The following is an 18764-nucleotide window of genomic DNA, read 5'->3' as shown; positions in this document are numbered from 1 at the left end:
TCACCTCTAATAGCCTCTAGTTCTAACATATCCATCCTTCATCGTCTTTTGGCTTCCAATGCCAAGTTAAGGTTTCCAATAACAGCGCATCTTGTCCAAAAGTAATGGTGTAGCGCGGATGTGTCTCTTCTGGCTCGTCAGTAAGGGGGTAAGCTTGAAAGTGCATAGGTAATCCGAGAGTGGCGCGTAAAAAGTTGCGATCGCGGTCTGAAATGAAGCACACTAGTTTACGTCTACTCACAGCATCACTAATTTGGTTGATACCGTAGCCGTGTCGTTGCGAAATCTCTAAACCTTGTAGTTCGTGTTGTTTATCTGGTAGAACTTGCACCTTACCGCATTTAGCTAATTCTCTCAGATTCCCCGGATAATAGAAGTGCCAATCTTCCCGCACATCCCGATAGCTTTTGAACTTTAAATAACACAAAGCTTTATCAAAGCGAGTAGTAATTACTCCAGCTTTCTCGGCTTTTTCCATAAAGCTATTTTTATCCCATAACTCGAAAATAAAGTTATTGAGAATGCCAGGAAGATTATACATTTTAAATCTTTCTGCTTCTGGCTCATCTGGATTAGTTAAGTCATAAATTCCACAGTCTAACTGGCTACTTCCCCGAAAACTCCTAGCCTCATCAATAATTTTTGTTTTTCCTTCACTCTGACAGCGATAAAACTGTGCATTCATCTGTTTAATGCTAATTCCTAAAGCATTTTGTACACTAGTACCAAATTTCTTAGCTACCTCTGGATATTTCTCTTTCATGTGATGGTTTCCTTGCAGCTTTGAATAGATATAAGCTGATTGAATACCACCCCATCGCTGAGGATATCGCTCAAACTGATTTTTAAATGTCCAAAATTGATTAATTGTATTATTAAAATTAACGCGATCGTAAGTTTCATCATCTTGTAAAGGATGAGATTTATCTGTAAATAGCCTTGCAACAAGAAAGTTAGGTATTAGAGCGTAAGCTTGACAAGTTTCAAAACCTTTATGTCTGCCAAGTCTACCAAATCGTTGAATAAAATTTCCTGCATCAGCAGCTTCAAAAACTAGAAAATTAATCCGAAAGTCTACACCAACGTCAATTGTAGACGTACCCAAAAGTAAATCTGCCTCAGCAACTGATTGAGATTTTTCAGTTTCTCCAGTTAAACCAGTATTTTCTCTAACCTTCCATCGTGGTTCAAAAATAGGTTTTAACTTATCTATTAGCTTTTTAACTGCGGCGATGGAATTTAAAATAATTGCACCTTTGCTGTTAGGATAGTCTTGAAAAAACTTTAAAATCACCGTTTCAGCATTTTCTTCTATCCATTTGTAGCTAGAACTAAGATTAGGCTCTATCCCTTGAGCAAAGCATAAGTTAATAGGTTGACTAATCTGCCGCCACCCATCCGTTGAATCATCTGATGAAAATTTGTAAGCTCCAACATCAACCGGATCGATAATCTTCGGTTCTATTCCAGCTTTTTGAAAATAACTCTTGAGTAATTCATTAGGTGTTGCAGAAAGAAAAAGAAATTTCTTATTTGGATTTCCAGTGTGTCTCATTAAAAGTATTGTATTAATGACACTAGCTATTTGCGGAGATGAAAAAACATGAAATTCATCATATATAAATAATTTGTAATTCTCGTCTATACGTCTGAATAACCTGTCAGGGTTATCTATTTTTCCTCTCAAGTAGTAAAAATTATGGATGTAGTGGAAAATGTCAGGGTTGGTCAGTAGAATTTCATAGTTAATAGAAAAGTCTTCTATCCCATCTCGTTTAGAAGAGAGTTTACCAGTCGCTATATCCTTCTCCAAAATAGCTGCTGTTAATCGTCTTATTTGCGGATCTTTCTGAGGTTTAAAAATATCTTTATATCCTTGAACCTGTTTTTCTTGATCTCTTGCTAACTCGTTTGTTGGATACATTGCTAAAGTCGGTGTCCTACTTGTCATGGCCTGCAAATAAGCAGCCAAGCTTTTACCATCTCCAGTCATTGCAGTGTTGAAAATTACCTCAATACTTGGATCGCGTAATGCCTCCAGAGTTGCCACTTGATGCCAAGAGAGTGACCAATCATTAGGTAATTTCACACCATCAGGTGTAGGGACGGTTTTAGAATAAACAGGTTTGAGGCTAATACTGTAATTTTCAGACATATCCTTGAAATTCCTATGTTAAATGCTTGGTTTCTCGGAATTTTTATACAAAAAGAATGACAGATTTAGTAAATCTAATCCGATTTCTGCCACCAATGGTGGCAGTTTTATATATGTGCTAAATACCACCCACAAATTTCTGCAACCATTGGTTGCAGTTTTTTAGATGGGTATAAAACATTTTCAGGCTATTTCTCGCACCATTGGTGCGAGTTTTTCACTTTACTTAAAAACTGTCCGTAACTCGTTGTTATTCCCTATAATGCCATGCAAAATAGAAGTTGCCAATATATATCCGTATAAAAGTGTCCGTATAAAATATGAGTCGAAAAGGTCAATCTATTACACTGTCGATATCAGAACATGATAAAGCCGAGCTAGAAGCGATCGCTCGTGAATTCGGTATGATGTGGGGAGAAGAGCCTAACATCTCTAAGTTAATTAAAGCGATCGCTCAACGTAAGTTACTCATCGGTAACAATAACGATTGGAAAGAACCACGCATCAGGGCATTACATAGATGTATCAATGCGTTAACAGACATCGGGCAAATTGAACAAGCCCAAATTATTGCAAACTTACTTCTCGAACGCAGCGAACTATCATTACCGTTGCGGGGCGAAATCGAACGTTTCTTAGAAAATTTGCCCCCAGCTTGGCGTTTACAAATAGATAAATACATCTTACGAAACCAACCATTTCAGCTTTCTTATCAAGATGCAACCGGACGCTTATTAAACTTCACGGTTCGCCACGCCAAAGTTACACCCCACGAAAAGCGGCAATATATTGATTGCTGGTGCGAAGAGACAGAAGGGAATTTTGATATCCCAGAACTAGTTCACAACTGGAGTTTACGATTAGACAGGATTACAGAAGCTGCTGTTATGCCAATTTCTGGTGAGTGGCGTACTAATTTGGCTGAGATAGAAGTGGAAATGCATCTATTTGCAGGTTTGGCTTTTGCCTATCAAGCTAAACCAGAAGACAATATTAATGAATGGCTACCAGATAAAGCGCGAGTCCGGCGAGTTGTTAGGCGAGTATCTAGTACATTTTGGTTTAGCCGCGAAGTTATGCAGTATGCGCCAGATTGTGTAGTGATATTACCTGAGAATGTGCGCGATCGCCTTAAACAAAAACTCCTCACCCTCTGCCAGTTATACGATATCGAAATCAGGTCTTAACTCTTTCCCTCTCCGAGTCGGCTACGGTGTACAGACAAGTCCAAGTAAACTACTAACAGAAGGAGTTGTAGGGAGTAAGAGGTGGTGGAAAATCCAATAAGAGTTCACGCTCAACTGATTCAGGGACGAGATAATCCTGAATTGCCTGCAACTGTTGCCTTTTCGGACGAGCAATTGCAATGCTTTGAGGCGATCGGTCGGCGCACAGGATTATCATAGACTTTTCCTAAAGTCATAAAATAGAGGGTATGGTAAAATTCTTACATGGATGAGGATTTTAGCGCTATTTCAAAAATAGTAATCTCTCTATGATACAGCACTTCCGTCTGTTATAAGGTACACTAGATTAAAATATAAATACTTTTAAATGAAGTCATACTCTGTCGAGCTTCGAGAAAAAATAGTTGCGGCACATCTTCAGAAAAACATCTCAATCAGGAAAGTAGCTAATATATTTTCCGTCTCAAAGAGTTTAGTCCAAAAGCTTGTAAAACAACAAAAAGTTGAAGGAAATTTACAATCCAAGCCGCGAGGAAAGCCACAATTTAGTCATCTAACAAATGCTGACATAGAGTTGACAGAATTAGTTGCATCACATCCAGATGCAACATTAATAGAATTGTGTGAATTATTTGCAGACAAGACTGGCAATTTCGTAGGTCGAAGTGCAATGTGTCGTGCGTTACAGAAATTAGGATTAAATCGGAAAAAAAAACAAAGCGGAGTACCCAAGCAGGCACGGAGAGAGTCCTGAATTTAAGATTAGATTTTTGGGAAAAGGTCAAACATATAGAGCCAGAAAATTTAGTATTTTTGGACGAAACTGGCGTTCTACTTGGTTTAACAAGGACTCATGCCCGTTCACAAATTGGAACAAGAGCTTACTCTCTTAACCCCTTCTATCGGGGATCAAAAGTTACAGTAATTGGAGCAATTAGTATTAAAAAAGTAGTCGCATTAATGACAATGAATAATTCAATGGATGGCGAAGCTTTTGAAGTATTTATTGAGAAGTTTTTAGTACCAGAGTTATGGTCAGGAGCAGTCGTAGTGATGGATAATTTATCCGCGCATAAACTCGATTCAATTGTGCCAATGATTGAAGCTGTCGGCGCTTCAGTTCTTTGTTTATCCCCATATTCTCCCGATTTTAATCCAATTGAATTATGGTGGTCACAACTTAAATCTTTCTTACGCAGTTTTGCTCCAACTACAACAGAAATGGTTGATAAACTAATATCAGTTGCACTCGACTTAATAAATCCTCAACATTTAAGAAACTGGTTTGCTAATTGCTGCTACTGTACCTCATAACAGCCGGAAGTGCTGTAACCTGCGGAATGTGGGCTTGAACTCTATCCGCTCAATTAATTCACGATGTCTCAGCAACAGCGCACCCTCTTAATTGTCGATGATTCCCCAGAAGATCGAGAGCTATATCGGCGGTATTTGTTGCGCGATCGCGAATATTCTTACACTTTCCTAGAAGGAACCCTGGGACAGCAAGGGCTAGAACTTTGCCAGCAACATCAACCAGATGCCATTTTACTTGATTATCGACTGCCTGACATAGACGGACTGGAATTTCTGGCTAAATTGCAACCCTCAACTCAACAGCAGTGCCTACCTGTGATTGTTGTCACAGGGCAGGGCAATGAGGCGATCGCAGTTCAGGCGATGAAAGCCGGCGCACAAGATTATATTGTCAAAGAGCAAATTACCGCACAAGGGCTACAAATAGCAATCAATGGGGCAATTGAAACAGTGCGGCTACGCACCCAACTGCAACAGCGTATTGAACGAGAGCGCGTAGTCGCGCAAATTACCCAGCAAATTCACTTGTCTCTGAATCTGGATGAAATTCTTCAGGCAACTGTAGCCGAGGTGCGGCAGTTTCTCCACACAGATCGCGTCCTGGTTTTTCGGTTAAATCCTAGTGGGGATGGGACAGTAGTGGCAGAATCGGTTGGGACAGAGTGGCGATCGCTTCTTTCCTCTACTATCCAAGATCCCTTCCTAGCTGAAACCTACATCACCTCCAATCAACCGCAACTTGTCAGCTACGATCCCGCCTTTATCAAGAATTATATCGAAGGCTATTATCAGGGGCAAGTAACGGCAGTATCGGACATTCATGACAGCAGTATTGACCCATCCCACTGTGAATTGTTGGCACAGTTTCAAGTCAAAGCTCATCTGGTTGTACCAATTCTGCAAGACAACCAGTTTTGGGGATTGCTAATTGCTCATCATTGTACCTCCCCGCGATTTTGGCAGCCCTTAGAAATTGACTTGCTTAAAGAGTTGGCAACTCAGGTGAGTATCGCCTTGCGACAGGCAGAACTGTATCAGCAGGCACAGCGTGAGCTAAAGGAACGCCAACAGGTAGAAGCAGAACTGCGCCAAAGCGAAGAACATCTGCGATTGGCACTATCAGCCTCTCGGATGGGAACGTGGAACTGGAACATCCAAACAGGAAAAATTACCTGGTCGGATAACCTGGAAGCCTTATTTGGACTGCAACCAGGAGAGTTTGACGGCTCATTTGAAATGTTTGTGGCGCGAGTCCACCCTGACGATCGCGATCGCTTGCTGGCAGCTGTAGATCGTGCTGTCGCCACTGGAGAAAACTATGACATTGAATTTCGGGTAGTATATCCCAACGGTACGATTCGGTGGGCACTGAGCCAGGGCAAGGTATTTTACGACCAACACGGACAACCGATTCAGATGGCGGGTATCGATCTAGATATCACCGAACGTAAACGGTCAGCCGAAGCTCTGCGCGAGAGTGAGGAACGTTTTCGCCAACTCGCAGAAAATATTGATGCGGTGTTTTGGATCAAAGAGGTGTCGGAAAATCGAGTTAGCTATGTCAGTCCTGCATATAAAAAACTGTGGGGATTGAACCCGCAGGAATTGTATCAAGGACAACAAGCATGGGTCGATTGTATTCACCCAGAGGATCGAGAAGCGACAGACAGAGCGTTTCATGAAAAAGCTGTCGCAGGTAACTTTGATGAAGAATACCGCATTATTTTACCCGATGGTAGTATTCGCTGGGTTCACGATCGCTGTTTTGGGCTTCGAGATGAAACAGGAGAGATTTATCGTTTTGCAGGTATTGCCGAAGACATCAGCGATCGCAAACACTCTCTCAAAGCTCTCCAAGATAGCGAAGAACGCTTCCGCACATCGGTTGAAAATATGCTGGACTGCTTTGGCGTATACCGTGCTGTGCGGAATGAGCAGGGACAGATTGTCGATTTTGTGACTGAATATGTCAATAATGCGGCTTGTGTCAACAATCAAATGACTTATGAGGAGCAGATTGGGCGGGGGTTGTGTGAATTACTACCAGGGCATCGTGAAAGTGGATTGTTTGATGAATACTGCCAGGTATTAGAAACAGGACAACCGCTGATTAAAGACAGCCTAATTTATCAGGATGAGTACGGACAACAACGCTTAGTTAAAGCCTTTGATATCCGCGTGGCTAAATTTGGAGATGGATTTGTTGCCACCTGGCGAGATATCACCACTCGGCAACAAACCGAAGAAGCCCTGCGCCAGAGTGAAGAATTTAAGAACCGCATTTTAGAAAGCAGTTCTGACTGCATCAAAGTATTAAGCCTTGATGGGCGGCTCCTGTACATGAATACAGGTGGACTGTGTTTGATGGAAATTGACGACTTAAATTCCCATCTCAATACTGAATGGCTCTGTTTTTGGGAAGGCAACTATCGACAACAGGCAGAGCAGGCACTCGCTGCCGCTAAAACAGGTGAAGTCAACATTTTTCGCGGATACTGCCCAACTGTAAAAGGCACTCCCAAATGGTGGGAAGTGGTTGTTAGCCCGATTCTGGATGCTTCCGGGCAACTAGAACGAATCTTGTTGATTTCACGAGACATCACCGAGCGCAAAAAGACAGAACTCCTATTGCAGGAGAGCGAAGCCCGGTTGAAACTGGCGTACAAAGCTACGCGATCAGGAATATGGGATTGGGACATTATCCGCAATAGCGCTCATGTATCTGAAGAGTACTGCAATCTACTCGGGTTTGACCCAACCACACAGGAAGTCAGCTTTGAAGAGTGGTTAAGCCGCTTGCACCCAGATGATCGCAACTCTGCCAATGAAATAGTGAATTGCACCATCCAGCAACAGCAAGAGTACTATGAAACAGATTACCGTATCCTACATCCTGATGGCATTCGCTGGTTAGCAGCTAGAGCTAAGGTTTTCTATGATGCTGCGGGCAATGGGGTACGGATGCTGGGCAACGTGCAAGATATCACCGATCGCAAACAGGTAGAGGAAGAATTACGGCAAAGTGAAGAACGCTACCGCTACCTAGCAGAGGCGATTCCGCAACTTGTTTGGACTTGCAATGCCAGTGGTTCGTGCGATTACGCGAATCAGCGATTGCGTGATTATACCGGATTGTGTGTTGAACACATTACTGGGCAGGGTTGGATATCAGCCGTTCACCCAGACGATATGCAAGCGGCTGAATCGGTGTGGAGTAATGCTGTGCATCAAGGTATTAGCTATCGTGATGAATATCGCTTTAGACGAGCTTCTGATCGCAGCTACCGTTGGCATCTGGTGCTGGGTATGCCGCTAAAAGACCAACGGGGGCAGGTGGTGAAATGGTTTGGCACCTGTACAGATATTCACGATCAAAAGGAACTAGAAGTTGAACGCAATCGCCTACTTGCCCAAGAGCAAGCAGCCAGAGCAGAAGCCGAACGCGCCAATCGGATCAAAGATGAGTTTCTGGCCGTTCTCTCCCATGAATTGCGATCGCCTCTCAACCCGATTCTTGGCTGGACAAAACTGCTGCAAACCCGTAAATTTAGTGAAACCAAAACAGCTGAAGCCTTAGCCACCATTGAACGCAATGCCAAACTGCAAACTCAACTGATTGATGACTTGCTGGATGTTGCCAAGATTCTACGCGGTAAACTCACCATAGATGCTGCACCTGTGAATCTGGCATTTATTATTGAATCTGCGATCGACACGGTAACTACAGCAGCCATTGCCAAATCAATTGCGTTGCATCCGGTGCTGCCAAATATTGGGCAAGTCTCTGGAGATTCCAACCGCTTGCAACAGATCGTTTGGAATTTACTTTCCAATGCTATCAAGTTTACCCCCAAGGGAGGACGGGTTGAAATCCGATTAGAGCAAGTAGATGAGCAGGCGCAGATTATCGTCCGTGATACTGGTAAAGGCATTAACCTTGAGTTTCTCCCATATATTTTTGAGTCATTCCGTCAAGAAGATGTCTCAATTACTCGTAAGTATGGCGGGTTAGGATTGGGATTAGCGATCGTCCGGCAGTTGGTTGAGGCTCACGGCGGCACCATCATGGCTGACAGTCCGGGTGTTGGCTTGGGAGCTACCTTTACAGTCCAGTTGCCACTGCTGAATCTTCAACCAGAAATCAAGCAGACAGATGAGTTGCCACAACCAGGACTTGAACTCACGGGAATTCGAGTTCTGACAGTGGATGATGACCCCGATGCCCGTGAGCTATTAACAGTATTGCTTACTGAATACGGAGCAACAGTCTTAACTGTTGCTTCTGCGGCAGAAGTGTTAGCAAACCTGGAGTCCTTTCAACCCGATGTGTTAGTCAGTGATATTGGGATGCCTGAAGTCGATGGTTATTCCTTGATTCAACAGATCCGAACTTTAACCCCCGAAAAAGGCGGACAAATTCCCGCGATCGCTTTGACTGCTTATGCCAGAGTTGATGATTACCAGCGAGCCATAACCGGTGGCTATCAACGCCACGTTACCAAGCCCCTCGATCCAGAAGAGTTAGTTCAAGCTGTGGTAGCACTCGCACAGATCAAGATTGGCAAATCGGAATCATCACAATGAATGTGGCTCCCTGTCCCGGTTCGGAAACACAATGTAATGTGCCTTTGTGTTTTTCAGCCACAATTTGATAACTAATAGAAAGTCCCATTCCTGTACCTTTGCCGACAGCTTTTGTCGTAAAGAATGGATCAAATAATTTTTGCTTGATATGAGCAGGAATTCCGGAGCCATTATCTGCAATTTTAATGACAACTTGTTTGCTTTCTACCAGGCAAGTGCTAATCGTAATGGTAGGAGTTAAGGTTTGGTCTTGAGCGTTCGCTTCTTCTAGGGCATCAATGGCATTGCTCAAAAGATTCATAAACACTTGATTGAGTTGTCCGGCATAGCATTCGACTAACGGTAACTCTCCATAAGCTTTGACAATCTCAATGCCAAGAGAATCAGGTTTCGCTTTCAGCCGATGTTGCAGAATCATCAGTGTGCTATCAATACCCTCATGAATATTGACTTCTTTCATCTCGGCTTCATCCATGCGCGAGAAAGTGCGTAGAGAGACAACAATTTTTTGAATGCGTTCTGCTCCAACTCGCATGGAATAAATAAGTTTGGGTAAGTCTTCTACTAAAAACTCCAAGTCCATCGCTTCGGCTTCTTCTTGAATCTCAGGGTCGGGAATTGGGTAATATTTCTGATAAAGTTTCAGGAGTCTCAGAATATTTTTGGTGTATTCATTTGCATGGCTAAGATTGCCGAAGATAAAGTTGACTGGGTTGTTAATTTCATGGGCAACACCTGCCACAAGTTGCCCCAATCCTGACATTTTCTCGGATTGGATCATCTGGGTTTGGGTTTGCTGGAGTTGTTGCAGGATTTGCTCTAATTCTGCTGTGCGATGATTCAATTGGACTTCGGCGCGTTTGCGATCGCTAATATCGTGGATATTGGCAAGAATCACCGTTTCACCATCCAGAAAAATTTTGGTAAGTGTGATATCGGTATCAAAGACTGTACCATCCCTGAATTTTTTGCTTTTCCACTCAAAGTTAACGGTTTTTCCAGTTAATGCCTTTGCCCAAAAGTCTGGAGCAAGGTGAAAGGGATTATCGGGTGCAGAACAGTGTTCCAAGACAGAGATTCGTGTAATTTCCTCTTTGTCTAGTCCATAGAGCTTTAAAGCCGAATCGTTAGCATTCAAAACCACACCATTCAAATCGTGAACAAGGATGGCATTATTAACACTATTAAAAATAGTGCGGAGATTTTTCTCAGAAGTTTGTAGAGCAGCTTCAGCACGTTTGCGTTCACGAAGTGCAGCTTGCTGTTCGCTAATATCAATCACTACCCCATCCCACACAATCAAGCCATCAGCTTGCAGTTCTGGCCGAGAAACACATTGAATCCATTTGATTTTGCCTGAAGGAGTCACAATTCGCCACTCGTGACTAAAAGGCGTTAACATTCGACCAGAATCAGCAACTAACTGTCCCAGCATTGGGGAATCGTCTGGATGCGCCATGAGGTGAATGTTGTGTACCCCTGCCATCACTGCTTTTGGATCAACCTCATACAGGTCATAGCAACCCGAACTGACGTAGGGTGTCCAGAGAGAGCCATCGGTAGCCAGACAGAATTGGAATACCATCCCTGGAATATTGTCAACCACCTTCTGGAAGCGGGCTTCACTGGCACGCAGTTCTACCAGTGTTTGTTGTGTCTGTTCATAAAGCCGGGCATTTTCTAGAGAAATAGCGGCTTGAGTACATAACAGGTTAAGCAGTTCGACGCGATCGCTAGTAAATGCCCCAGTCGTCAAGTTATTCTCCAAATAAAGGATACCTGCGAATCGACCCCGATGGAGAATCGGATTACACAAGATGCTTTTTGGCTGTTGGCTTAAAATGTAAGTATCGCTGGCAAAGACTGGATGATTAGTGGCATCCGCCAACACCACAGGTTGTAAGGAATGTTTGACGTGATAAATTACTCTTAGAGGAATTTCCTCACTTTCCTCCACTGGAATTCTTTGCAGAACGATGGGTTGAGTATTAACGCTGATAGTCCCTTTAATCAACAAGCGATTGTCCCGCAGGAGCATTAACACGCATTTTTCTGCCCCAGCATTTTCAATTACTATCTGAAGCAGCATCATTAGGAGTTTTTCTAATTCAATTTCACCAGAAAGAGTTTGAGAGGCTTTGAGAATGGTTGCCAAATCGAGCGATTCTGTAATATTGCTGGAGCTAGAGGTTTGAGTCGAATGAAAAGATGGGGCAAAAATTGTGTCAGATGGCTTAAGTAAAGGTTGCGGTTGTTGCACAATTGCGGTTAAAAGCTGAGGATAGCGCTGTTCCAAGTCAGTTATTTTGGCTTTCGCTCCCCAATGGGCGTAGCAGTAATATGCTTCTTGCATATATGCTTGGGCGAGTTTTTCTTTACCCCAATTGAGGTAAAATCTGCCTGCTAGTTCATTGCTGAGGGCTTCTTCTTGAAGAAATGCATTTGCTTTCGCGGAGGCGATCGCGCGATCGTAGTAATCCATTGCTTCATACATTCGCCCCAACACCCGATACTGCTCTGCTTCAACCAAATAAAATTTGTGTAAATGGTTTGTAGGGGCATGGTTTGCCCAATCTTTGAGCTTCTTCTGGTTGCTAACAACTTCTTGGGGCAAACTATTACATTCCTTACCTTGGGCGTTGGGTAACATCGCCAGATGGGTTAATGAATCGTAAAAGTGAAACACCGGAATCATGAAACAACCGGATACACCATTCAAATATTGTTTGGCATTAACTACCACTTTTGTTGCTTGTTCCCACTCATTGAACAAGTAACAAAGAATTAGTTTATTAATATACAGTGTTCCCATTGCATAGAGATCGTTAGCCTGCTGATGCTTGGGCAACATCATTTCTTCGTCATAAACCACACCTTTAATTTCCCAAGGACACTTACTCTGTCCCAGTAAATTTAAGACGGATTGGTAAAAGACTCTCAGATAATTGTGAGCAACTTCCTGTTTGAGTTGATCCAATGCTTGACTGTAAACCTTCATCTCTGGTTCTAAGATTGACAAATCTTTTCCGAGAAAAAAGGACAGCGAACAATAATTGTAGGCACAGTAAGCAGCATATTCTAAAGTACCCATCTCCAGACCGCTATGGTATCCGTCGAGCAAAGGAGTGAGTGAATTTTGAATATGATGTTTCCAAGGTTTCACAAAAGGATAAACCATGTTAATCGTGCTGGCTTTAAATTCTCTACTCTCGAAGCGTGATAGTAGTCCCATTGCCAGTTCACCAACGCGATCGCCTAAATCTATTTCTCCAATACCGCACAAAATTACTCCATACCAAGCATAAGCCTGTGCTGATACCCCAGCATTACCATAAGCAACCGATAACCTCACCTGCTTGCACACGATTAACGGCAGCAATGCTGGAACCGCTTGATAGACTGCTGCTGTCACAGTTGCTAAAATTCGGACCACGGCCAGACCTCGGAGGTCTTTCATCTCAGGCAGTTCCAACAAATCTTCTAAATGTTTTCCTTTTAATACATCTTGAGTCTGTTGCAAACTTTCAGTAATATCTGCGTCAGTTGGCTCCTCTGGAAACGACACTCCAAATAATTTCAAAGCAGAAAGAGCGGTTTTAATGGCTTTAGGCTGTTGACTCTGAGCGACATCAGCCAAAATTCTCACTTCATAAACTTTTACTTTGTCTAGTAATTGACGAGCATTTTGTAGTACCTCATCAACTATCTGCTCCATTTGTTTAAAGTAACCGCTCAGACAGGTTAATTCTGCGGCTAAATCATATAGAGCCAACGTTAACTCATAGCATTTCCGCCAACAATTTGATGTGAGAAGTTCCATGCCTTTAGTTGTATATTCAATCGCGGTGAGGTAAGCGGTTGCAGATTTGGATTTTTGTGCAGCAGCTAGATTTAGCTTTGCTAATCTCTCTCGTTCTGTTTCTAAGACAATTAAATCGGCTCCTTTATTTAATTGATTAACAATCTCGAAGATTTTTTCCTCTTTTTCCGTTTCATTCATGACACTTAAGAGCAATCGCCCAATTTTTAAGTGCATCAGTTGTTTTTGGTTATCGGGAATGAGCGAATAAGCAGCTTGTTGGACGCGATCGTGTAAAAATTTGTAGAAAACAACTACTTTATTATCTGCTTCTATCTGTTCATTCTCCTCAATCAACAACTCTGATTTAGACTGATAAAACTTGTAAATATCATTGCTGGGAATCACTAATCCTTCTTGAAGGGCTTTCCACAAGTCAGTTGCAGTTTCAGCTTGCGACTTCTCATCGACAATTGCCAATGTTGCTAAATCAAAAGAATTACCAATGCACGCTGCGAGTTTGAGGATATTTTGAGTGGCAACTGGCAACTTCTGCAACTGCATTGCCATGAACTCTACCACGTCATCTCTCAGAGAGAGCGATTGTACATCACTAATATCACACTGCCAATGCCCAGCTTGAGGATCAAACTCAATAGCTCTGTCTTCATGTAGAGCCTTGAGAAACTGTGTGCTGAAAAAGGGGTTTCCTTGAGTTTTTTGATAAACTAGCTGGGTTAAAGGTTGAGCGATCGCTGCTGGACATTGCAATGTATCTGTAACCAGCAAGTTTAAACTTTCTTGACTTAAGGGAGCCAGTGTGATTGTATTGACCGTAGTCCCAGATTTTTTGATTTCTTCTAACGTTAATATCAACGGATGAGCAGGCGATACCTCGTTATCACGATATGCACCAATCAATAACATAAAGCCGCTTTTTTTCTGGCTAATCAACACCTGAATCAAGTTTAGTGATGCTGAATCTGCCCACTGTAAATCATCCAAAAACATCACCAAGGGATGTGTAACTGTAGTAAATACTTGAATAAATTTTTGGAACAACAGATTAAAACGGTTCTGAGAAGCATTACCTGATAGTTCCACCACTGGGGATTGTTGCCCAATAATCTCCTCTAACTCAGGAATCACATCGATAATTACTTGGGCATTTTCCCCCAACGCTGTCAAAATCTTCCATTTCCATTGCTTTAATTGGGTGTCACTTTCGCCTAACAACTGCCCCATTAAGTCACGGAAGGCTTGTACAAAGGCACTGAGGGGAATGTTGCGGTTGAACTGGTCATACTTGCCTTTAATAAAGTAGCCTCGTTGCCGGACAATGGGTTTATGTACTTCATTCACCACTGCCGTTTTACCAATGCCGGAGAACCCCGCCACTAACATGAACTCCGATGTCCCACTGGCAACCCGCTCGAATCCTTCTAGTAATATTTTAACTTCTTGCTCTCTGCCATAGAGTTTTTCTGCCATTACGAAGCGATCGCTTATATCTCGCTTTCCAATCGCGAAATGCTCAATTTTCCCTATTCCGTTCAGTTTTTCTATACATAGATGCAAATCATGTTTTAGTCCCAACGCACTTTGGTAGCGGTCTTCGGCATTTTTCGCCATCAGCTTATGGATGATCTCTCCCACAACTACAGGGATCTCAGAGTTGACATCGCACACATTAGGAGGAAGTTTTGCAATATGACAATGCACTAATTCCATCGGGTCTTGAGCATCAAAAGGCACTTTTCCTGTCAGTATCTCAAAGAAACTTACTCCCAATGAATAGAAGTCGCTGCGGTAGTCAATCCCCCGATTCATGCGTCCTGTCTGTTCTGGTGATAGATAAGCTAGAGTCCCTTCCAGGACATTTGGATTTTGGATTTCGGTGGTTTCTCTCGGTAACAAGGAGGAAACGCTGAAGTCTATCAGCTTTAACACCTTGGTGTCTGGGTGAATCAGGATATTAGCAGGTTTAATGTCTTTATGAATCACCCGTTGTTGATGTAACTGGTGCAGAATCTCTGTTAGTTGTAGGGCTATAATTAAAAATTGGTCTAAGTGTTGCGGCTGTTCCTTAATAAATTGTCGCAGCGATATGCCACCAAAATCTTCCATCACCAAAGCATAGCCATTATTATAGGGTTCTAGGCTGTAGGGCTTAATAATCCCAGGAATCTCTAGGTTTTTGGCTAGGGCATATTGGTTGCGAAACTGTACGAGTTCACTAAAGCTGGGGTACTCCCGTTTTAAAAGCTTGATTACAACTGCTTGGTTATCTGCTTCTCTGACCGCGCGATATACGAGTGTACGTGAACCTGAGTATAGTTGCTCTATAATTTGGTAGCCTGCCAGTGTTACAGTTACATCCACTTTTGCGCTCATCACTTTTTCAGGGAATTTTTCTAGTCAGTTTAGAATTCCCCACAAGACATTTTTTGTAACAAACTTTGGCAATTATTTACGTTTTGGATGTATCGCCTGATGAGAAACTACACGTTAGCGATCGCTCTTTGTGCAACTGAGTTAGCAGAAAATACAAAAAATATACAACCAATAGAAAAGCAATTTATCGACTTACAAAAAGCTGAAGGCATTAAAGCTTTAATTATCCATTTTTTGAAAATGATTTTCTGCTTCCTGGCTTATTACTACAGCGATTTCCAATAAGTAAATAGCTGATTATCACTTGATTTCCCTCCAAGGTTCTATCCTGTGGGAAAAGAAGGGGCTTTTTGATTGAAAATGCCTATAACCCTTTCCTGATGATAATTGCAACTATCCTTAACCTCAAATCGAATGTCTGATATATTTGGTTTTTAGCAAACAAACTTCTTGCAAAATTCTCTTCACGCGGTAAAATAACGAAATTTTGCAAGAGTTTTAATCATGAAACCATTTCTTTTTGTAACCGATCTAGATGACACCCTCGTATATCGCACCGTTGGCGATGACAGTGCTTTACCAGAACTAAATCAACTACTGAGTCAACATCGCCAAGAATACGGCACTAAAATTGTTTATTCTACTGGGCGATCGCCCTTACTTTACAAACAACTCCAAGCTCAAAAAAATCTTTTGCAACCAGATGCCCTTGTTCTTTCTGTAGGGACGGAAATTTATCTCAATGGTACTGATACTCCAGACTCAGATTGGTCAGAAACCCTGTCTCCGGGATGGGAACGGGAAACTGTATTATCTATTACCCATAAATACCGTGAGTTACTTCGGCAACCAGATTCAGAACAGCGTCCTTTCAAAGTGAGCTTTTTTTTAGAACAAGAAGCATCTGCGAATGTTCTACCACAACTTGAAGCAGAGTTGCAGAAATCGAAATTAAATGTAAAGTTAATCTACAGTAGCGGTATTGACCTTGACATTGTACCCCATAGCAGCGATAAAGGTCAGGCAATGCAGTTTTTACGCCAGAAGTGGAAATTTGCAGCAGAACAAACAGTTGTCTGTGGTGATTCGGGTAATGATATTGCTTTATTTGCTGTAGGCAACGAACGGGGAATCATCGTCGGGAATGCCCGAAAAGAGTTACTCCAATGGCATAACGAGTATCCCGCTATGCACCGCTACCTAGCAAAAGGTTTTTGTGCAGGTGGAATTATTGAAGGCTTAAATTATTTTGGTCTCTTGTAATGATTAGTTATCTAAAAGGTATAGTCGCTGGTATCCAAACAATTGGCGCTAATCGCGTGATTCTGACTCTGGAAGTCAATGGCTTGGGGTACGATTTGCAAGTTCCCCAACGGCTAGCAAACCAGTTACCAGAATCGGGAGGCGTGGCGCAAATTTTTACCCATTTCCAAATTCGGGAAGAAGTGCCCTACTTATATGGCTTTGCTTCCCCAGCCGAACGCGATTTATTTCGCCACTTGCTGACTGTCACAGGGATTGGTGCAGCCTTAGCGATCGCACTCCTGGACACTCTGGAACTACCAGATTTAGTCCAAGCAATTATCGCTGGCAATACACAAATCTTAATTCAGGCTCCCGGTGTCGGCAAAAAAATCGCAGAGCGCATCTGTTTGGAACTGAAAAGCAAATTAGTCGAGTGGCGTAAATCAGCCGGATTCTTCGTCGCCACAGGCGGGCCAGCACCAGGAATTCTCGAAGAGGTGCAAATGACCCTCTTCGCCTTGGGATATACTGCTCATGAAGTCAGTCACGCCCTGCACGTAGTCAGCGAAGACATCGGCCTACCCAAAGATGCCTACGTTGAAGATTGGATTAAACAAGCGATCGCTCATCTCAGCAGCGAACAAGTTTAATTGTCATTTGTCATTGGTCATTAGTCCTTTGTCATTAGTTATTTCTTATTCTTACCCGCCTCCCCTACTCCCTGCCCCCCTGCCCCATTCCCCATTGCCCATTGCCCATTCCCCATTCCCCATTCCCAATGACCGACCCTTATGCCTGGCTAGAACAGTCCTTAGCAACAATTCATCGGGCGGACTGGTATCGTTCGGTACAACCTATCAACGGTCGTCCGGGTGCAACGGTGGTTTTAGCTGGGCAAGAGGTAATTAATTTTGCCAGCAATGACTATTTGGGCTTGGCTGGGGATGAGCGGTTGATGGCAGCCGCAACTGCTGCGATCGCAGAATTTGGCACTGGTAGTACCGGTTCTAGATTACTCAGTGGGCATCGAGAATTGCATGGGGAGTTAGAACAGGCGATCGCATCTACCAAACAAACAGAAGATGCCTTGGTATTTAGTTCAGGGTATCTGGCTAATTTGGGTGCTATTACCGCCCTTGTGGGCAAGCGTGATTTAATTTTATCTGACCAGTACAATCATTCCAGTTTGAAAAATGGAGCGATTCTGAGCGGTGCAACAGTTGTGGAATATCCGCACTGTGATATGGCAGTACTCAAAGCCAAGTTGAATCAGCAGAGGCCAAATTACCGACGCTGCTTAATTCTTACTGATACTGTCTTCAGCATGGACGGCGATTTATGTCCGTTGCCCGCGCTGTTCGATCTGGCTGATGAATTTAGCTGTATGCTGCTAGTCGATGAGGCTCATGCCACTGGGGTACTAGGAAAAACTGGCGCTGGGTGTGTCGAGCATTTTGGGTGTACAGGAAAGCAATTAATTCAAATTGGGACTTTGAGTAAAGCTTTAGGTAGTTTAGGCGGTTATGTGGCAGGAAGTAGCGCCTTAATTGACTTTTTGCGGAACCGCGCACCCAGTTGGATTTATACCACTGGGCTTTCACCTGCTGATACAGCAGCAGCCTTAGCAGCAATCAAGATAGTGCAACAAGAACCGCAACATCGTGCCCAATTGTGGGGGAATATACATTACTTGAAAACTTTGCTGCAACAGTTACCTAACTTAAAATTGCTGCCTTCTGAATCACCCATATTATGCTTTCAATTGCCTAATGCTACAGATGCGCTCAAAGCTGGAAAACAGCTAAGAGATGCTGGCATTTTTGCCCCAGCAATTCGCCCTCCCACAGTACCCACAAGTCGAATCAGAATATCTGTAATGGCGACTCATGAAGTAGCACATATTGAAAAATTGGTAGCAGTGCTGAAGGATGTTATTTGAATGGGGAATTGGGAATTGGGAATGGGGAATTGGGAATGGGGAATGGGGAATGGGAGAATAAGAAATAACTAATGACTAAAGACTAATACCAATTTAATGTGAAGCTGCACTAAATGAGTAACTCTCTATTCTTGGCGCTCTTCTCTT

At 42.9% G+C, this 18764-nt stretch carries 11 protein-coding genes; 9 read left to right on the top strand and 2 right to left on the bottom strand.

All coding sequences use genetic code 11. The features are described 5' to 3' along the window. Positions 1 to 22: 22 nt before the first annotated feature. Positions 23 to 2155 (bottom strand): type I-D CRISPR-associated helicase Cas3', encoded by a 2133-nt coding sequence (cas3, locus tag H6G86_RS04535; RefSeq protein ID WP_190933313.1) that lies wholly within the window; start codon positions 2153 to 2155, stop codon positions 23 to 25. A gap of 320 nt (positions 2156 to 2475) precedes the next feature. Between cas3 and H6G86_RS04530 the strand changes: the two genes are divergently transcribed. From H6G86_RS04530 to H6G86_RS04515, 5 genes are all read left to right on the top strand, one after another. Beyond that, complete coding sequence (locus tag H6G86_RS04530) at positions 2476 to 3342, top strand: WCX domain-containing protein (RefSeq protein ID WP_190933312.1); 867 nt, start codon at positions 2476 to 2478, stop codon at positions 3340 to 3342. An 84-nt stretch (positions 3343 to 3426) separates the two neighbouring features. Beyond that, complete coding sequence (locus H6G86_RS39435) at positions 3427 to 3561, top strand: hypothetical protein (RefSeq protein WP_277883539.1); 135 nt, start codon at positions 3427 to 3429, stop codon at positions 3559 to 3561. A 148-nt stretch (positions 3562 to 3709) separates the two neighbouring features. Next, complete coding sequence (locus tag H6G86_RS39955) at positions 3710 to 4096, top strand: helix-turn-helix domain-containing protein (protein WP_190933311.1); 387 nt, start codon at positions 3710 to 3712, stop codon at positions 4094 to 4096. Further along, a complete protein-coding gene (locus H6G86_RS04520; RefSeq protein WP_190933310.1) occupies positions 4015 to 4656 on the top strand; it encodes an IS630 family transposase in 642 nt (213 codons plus the stop codon). The genes H6G86_RS39955 and H6G86_RS04520 overlap by 82 nt, the downstream gene beginning before the upstream one ends. A 63-nt stretch (positions 4657 to 4719) precedes the next feature. Continuing rightward, positions 4720 to 9240 carry a PAS domain-containing protein gene (locus H6G86_RS04515; RefSeq protein ID WP_190933309.1) on the top strand — a complete coding sequence of 1507 codons (4521 nt, stop codon included), beginning with the start codon at positions 4720 to 4722 and terminating at the stop codon, positions 9238 to 9240. On the opposite strand, the gene H6G86_RS04510 is transcribed toward H6G86_RS04515, so the two are convergent. Next, positions 9209 to 15433, bottom strand: coding sequence for an ATP-binding sensor histidine kinase (locus H6G86_RS04510; RefSeq protein ID WP_190933308.1), 6225 nt, complete (start codon positions 15431 to 15433; stop codon positions 9209 to 9211). The two genes, H6G86_RS04515 and H6G86_RS04510, sit on opposite strands and share 32 nt — an antisense overlap. A 99-nt stretch (positions 15434 to 15532) precedes the next feature. Here H6G86_RS04510 and H6G86_RS04505 point away from each other — a divergent pair, with 99 nt between their 5' ends. The 4 genes from H6G86_RS04505 to bioF all read left to right on the top strand — a co-directional run bounded on the left by H6G86_RS04505 (position 15533) and on the right by bioF (position 18617). Beyond that, on the top strand, positions 15533 to 15718 hold the full coding sequence (locus tag H6G86_RS04505) for a hypothetical protein (protein WP_190933307.1): 186 nt from the start codon (positions 15533 to 15535) through the stop codon (positions 15716 to 15718). A gap of 219 nt (positions 15719 to 15937) precedes the next feature. Continuing rightward, the gene (locus H6G86_RS04500) at positions 15938 to 16696 is read left to right on the top strand and encodes a sucrose-phosphate phosphatase (protein WP_190933306.1); all 759 of its coding nucleotides are present in this window, start codon (positions 15938 to 15940) and stop codon (positions 16694 to 16696) included. Continuing rightward, positions 16696 to 17328, top strand: coding sequence for a Holliday junction branch migration protein RuvA (gene ruvA / locus H6G86_RS04495; protein ID WP_041565497.1), 633 nt, complete (start codon positions 16696 to 16698; stop codon positions 17326 to 17328). The genes H6G86_RS04500 and ruvA overlap by 1 nt, the downstream gene beginning before the upstream one ends. A gap of 128 nt (positions 17329 to 17456) precedes the next feature. Then, entirely contained in the window at positions 17457 to 18617 is a 1161-nt protein-coding gene (gene bioF, locus H6G86_RS04490; RefSeq protein WP_190933305.1) for an 8-amino-7-oxononanoate synthase, read from the top strand. The last annotated feature ends 147 nt before the right edge of the window (positions 18618 to 18764 follow it).

It is taken from the genome of Nostoc sp. FACHB-133, assembly GCF_014698055.1.
In the GTDB taxonomy this organism is placed as follows: domain Bacteria; phylum Cyanobacteriota; class Cyanobacteriia; order Cyanobacteriales; family Nostocaceae; genus Nostoc.
Note: the sequence above shows the minus strand (reverse complement) of the source record. Positions and strands in the feature narration are given on the sequence as shown.

What these genes read in the sequence shown, in the direction of transcription:
- cas3 (WP_190933313.1), bottom strand. Translation starts at nt 2,155, where the DNA reads ATGTCTGAAAATTACAGTATTAGCCTCAAACCTGTTTATTCTAAAACC.
- H6G86_RS04530 (WP_190933312.1), top strand. Translation starts at nt 2,476, where the DNA reads ATGAGTCGAAAAGGTCAATCTATTACACTGTCGATATCAGAACATGAT.
- H6G86_RS39955 (WP_190933311.1), top strand. Translation starts at nt 3,710, where the DNA reads ATGAAGTCATACTCTGTCGAGCTTCGAGAAAAAATAGTTGCGGCACAT.
- H6G86_RS04515 (WP_190933309.1), top strand. Translation starts at nt 4,720, where the DNA reads ATGTCTCAGCAACAGCGCACCCTCTTAATTGTCGATGATTCCCCAGAA.
- H6G86_RS04510 (WP_190933308.1), bottom strand. Translation starts at nt 15,433, where the DNA reads ATGAGCGCAAAAGTGGATGTAACTGTAACACTGGCAGGCTACCAAATT.
- H6G86_RS04505 (WP_190933307.1), top strand. Translation starts at nt 15,533, where the DNA reads ATGAGAAACTACACGTTAGCGATCGCTCTTTGTGCAACTGAGTTAGCA.
- H6G86_RS04500 (WP_190933306.1), top strand. Translation starts at nt 15,938, where the DNA reads ATGAAACCATTTCTTTTTGTAACCGATCTAGATGACACCCTCGTATAT.
- ruvA (WP_041565497.1), top strand. Translation starts at nt 16,696, where the DNA reads ATGATTAGTTATCTAAAAGGTATAGTCGCTGGTATCCAAACAATTGGC.
- bioF (WP_190933305.1), top strand. Translation starts at nt 17,457, where the DNA reads ATGACCGACCCTTATGCCTGGCTAGAACAGTCCTTAGCAACAATTCAT.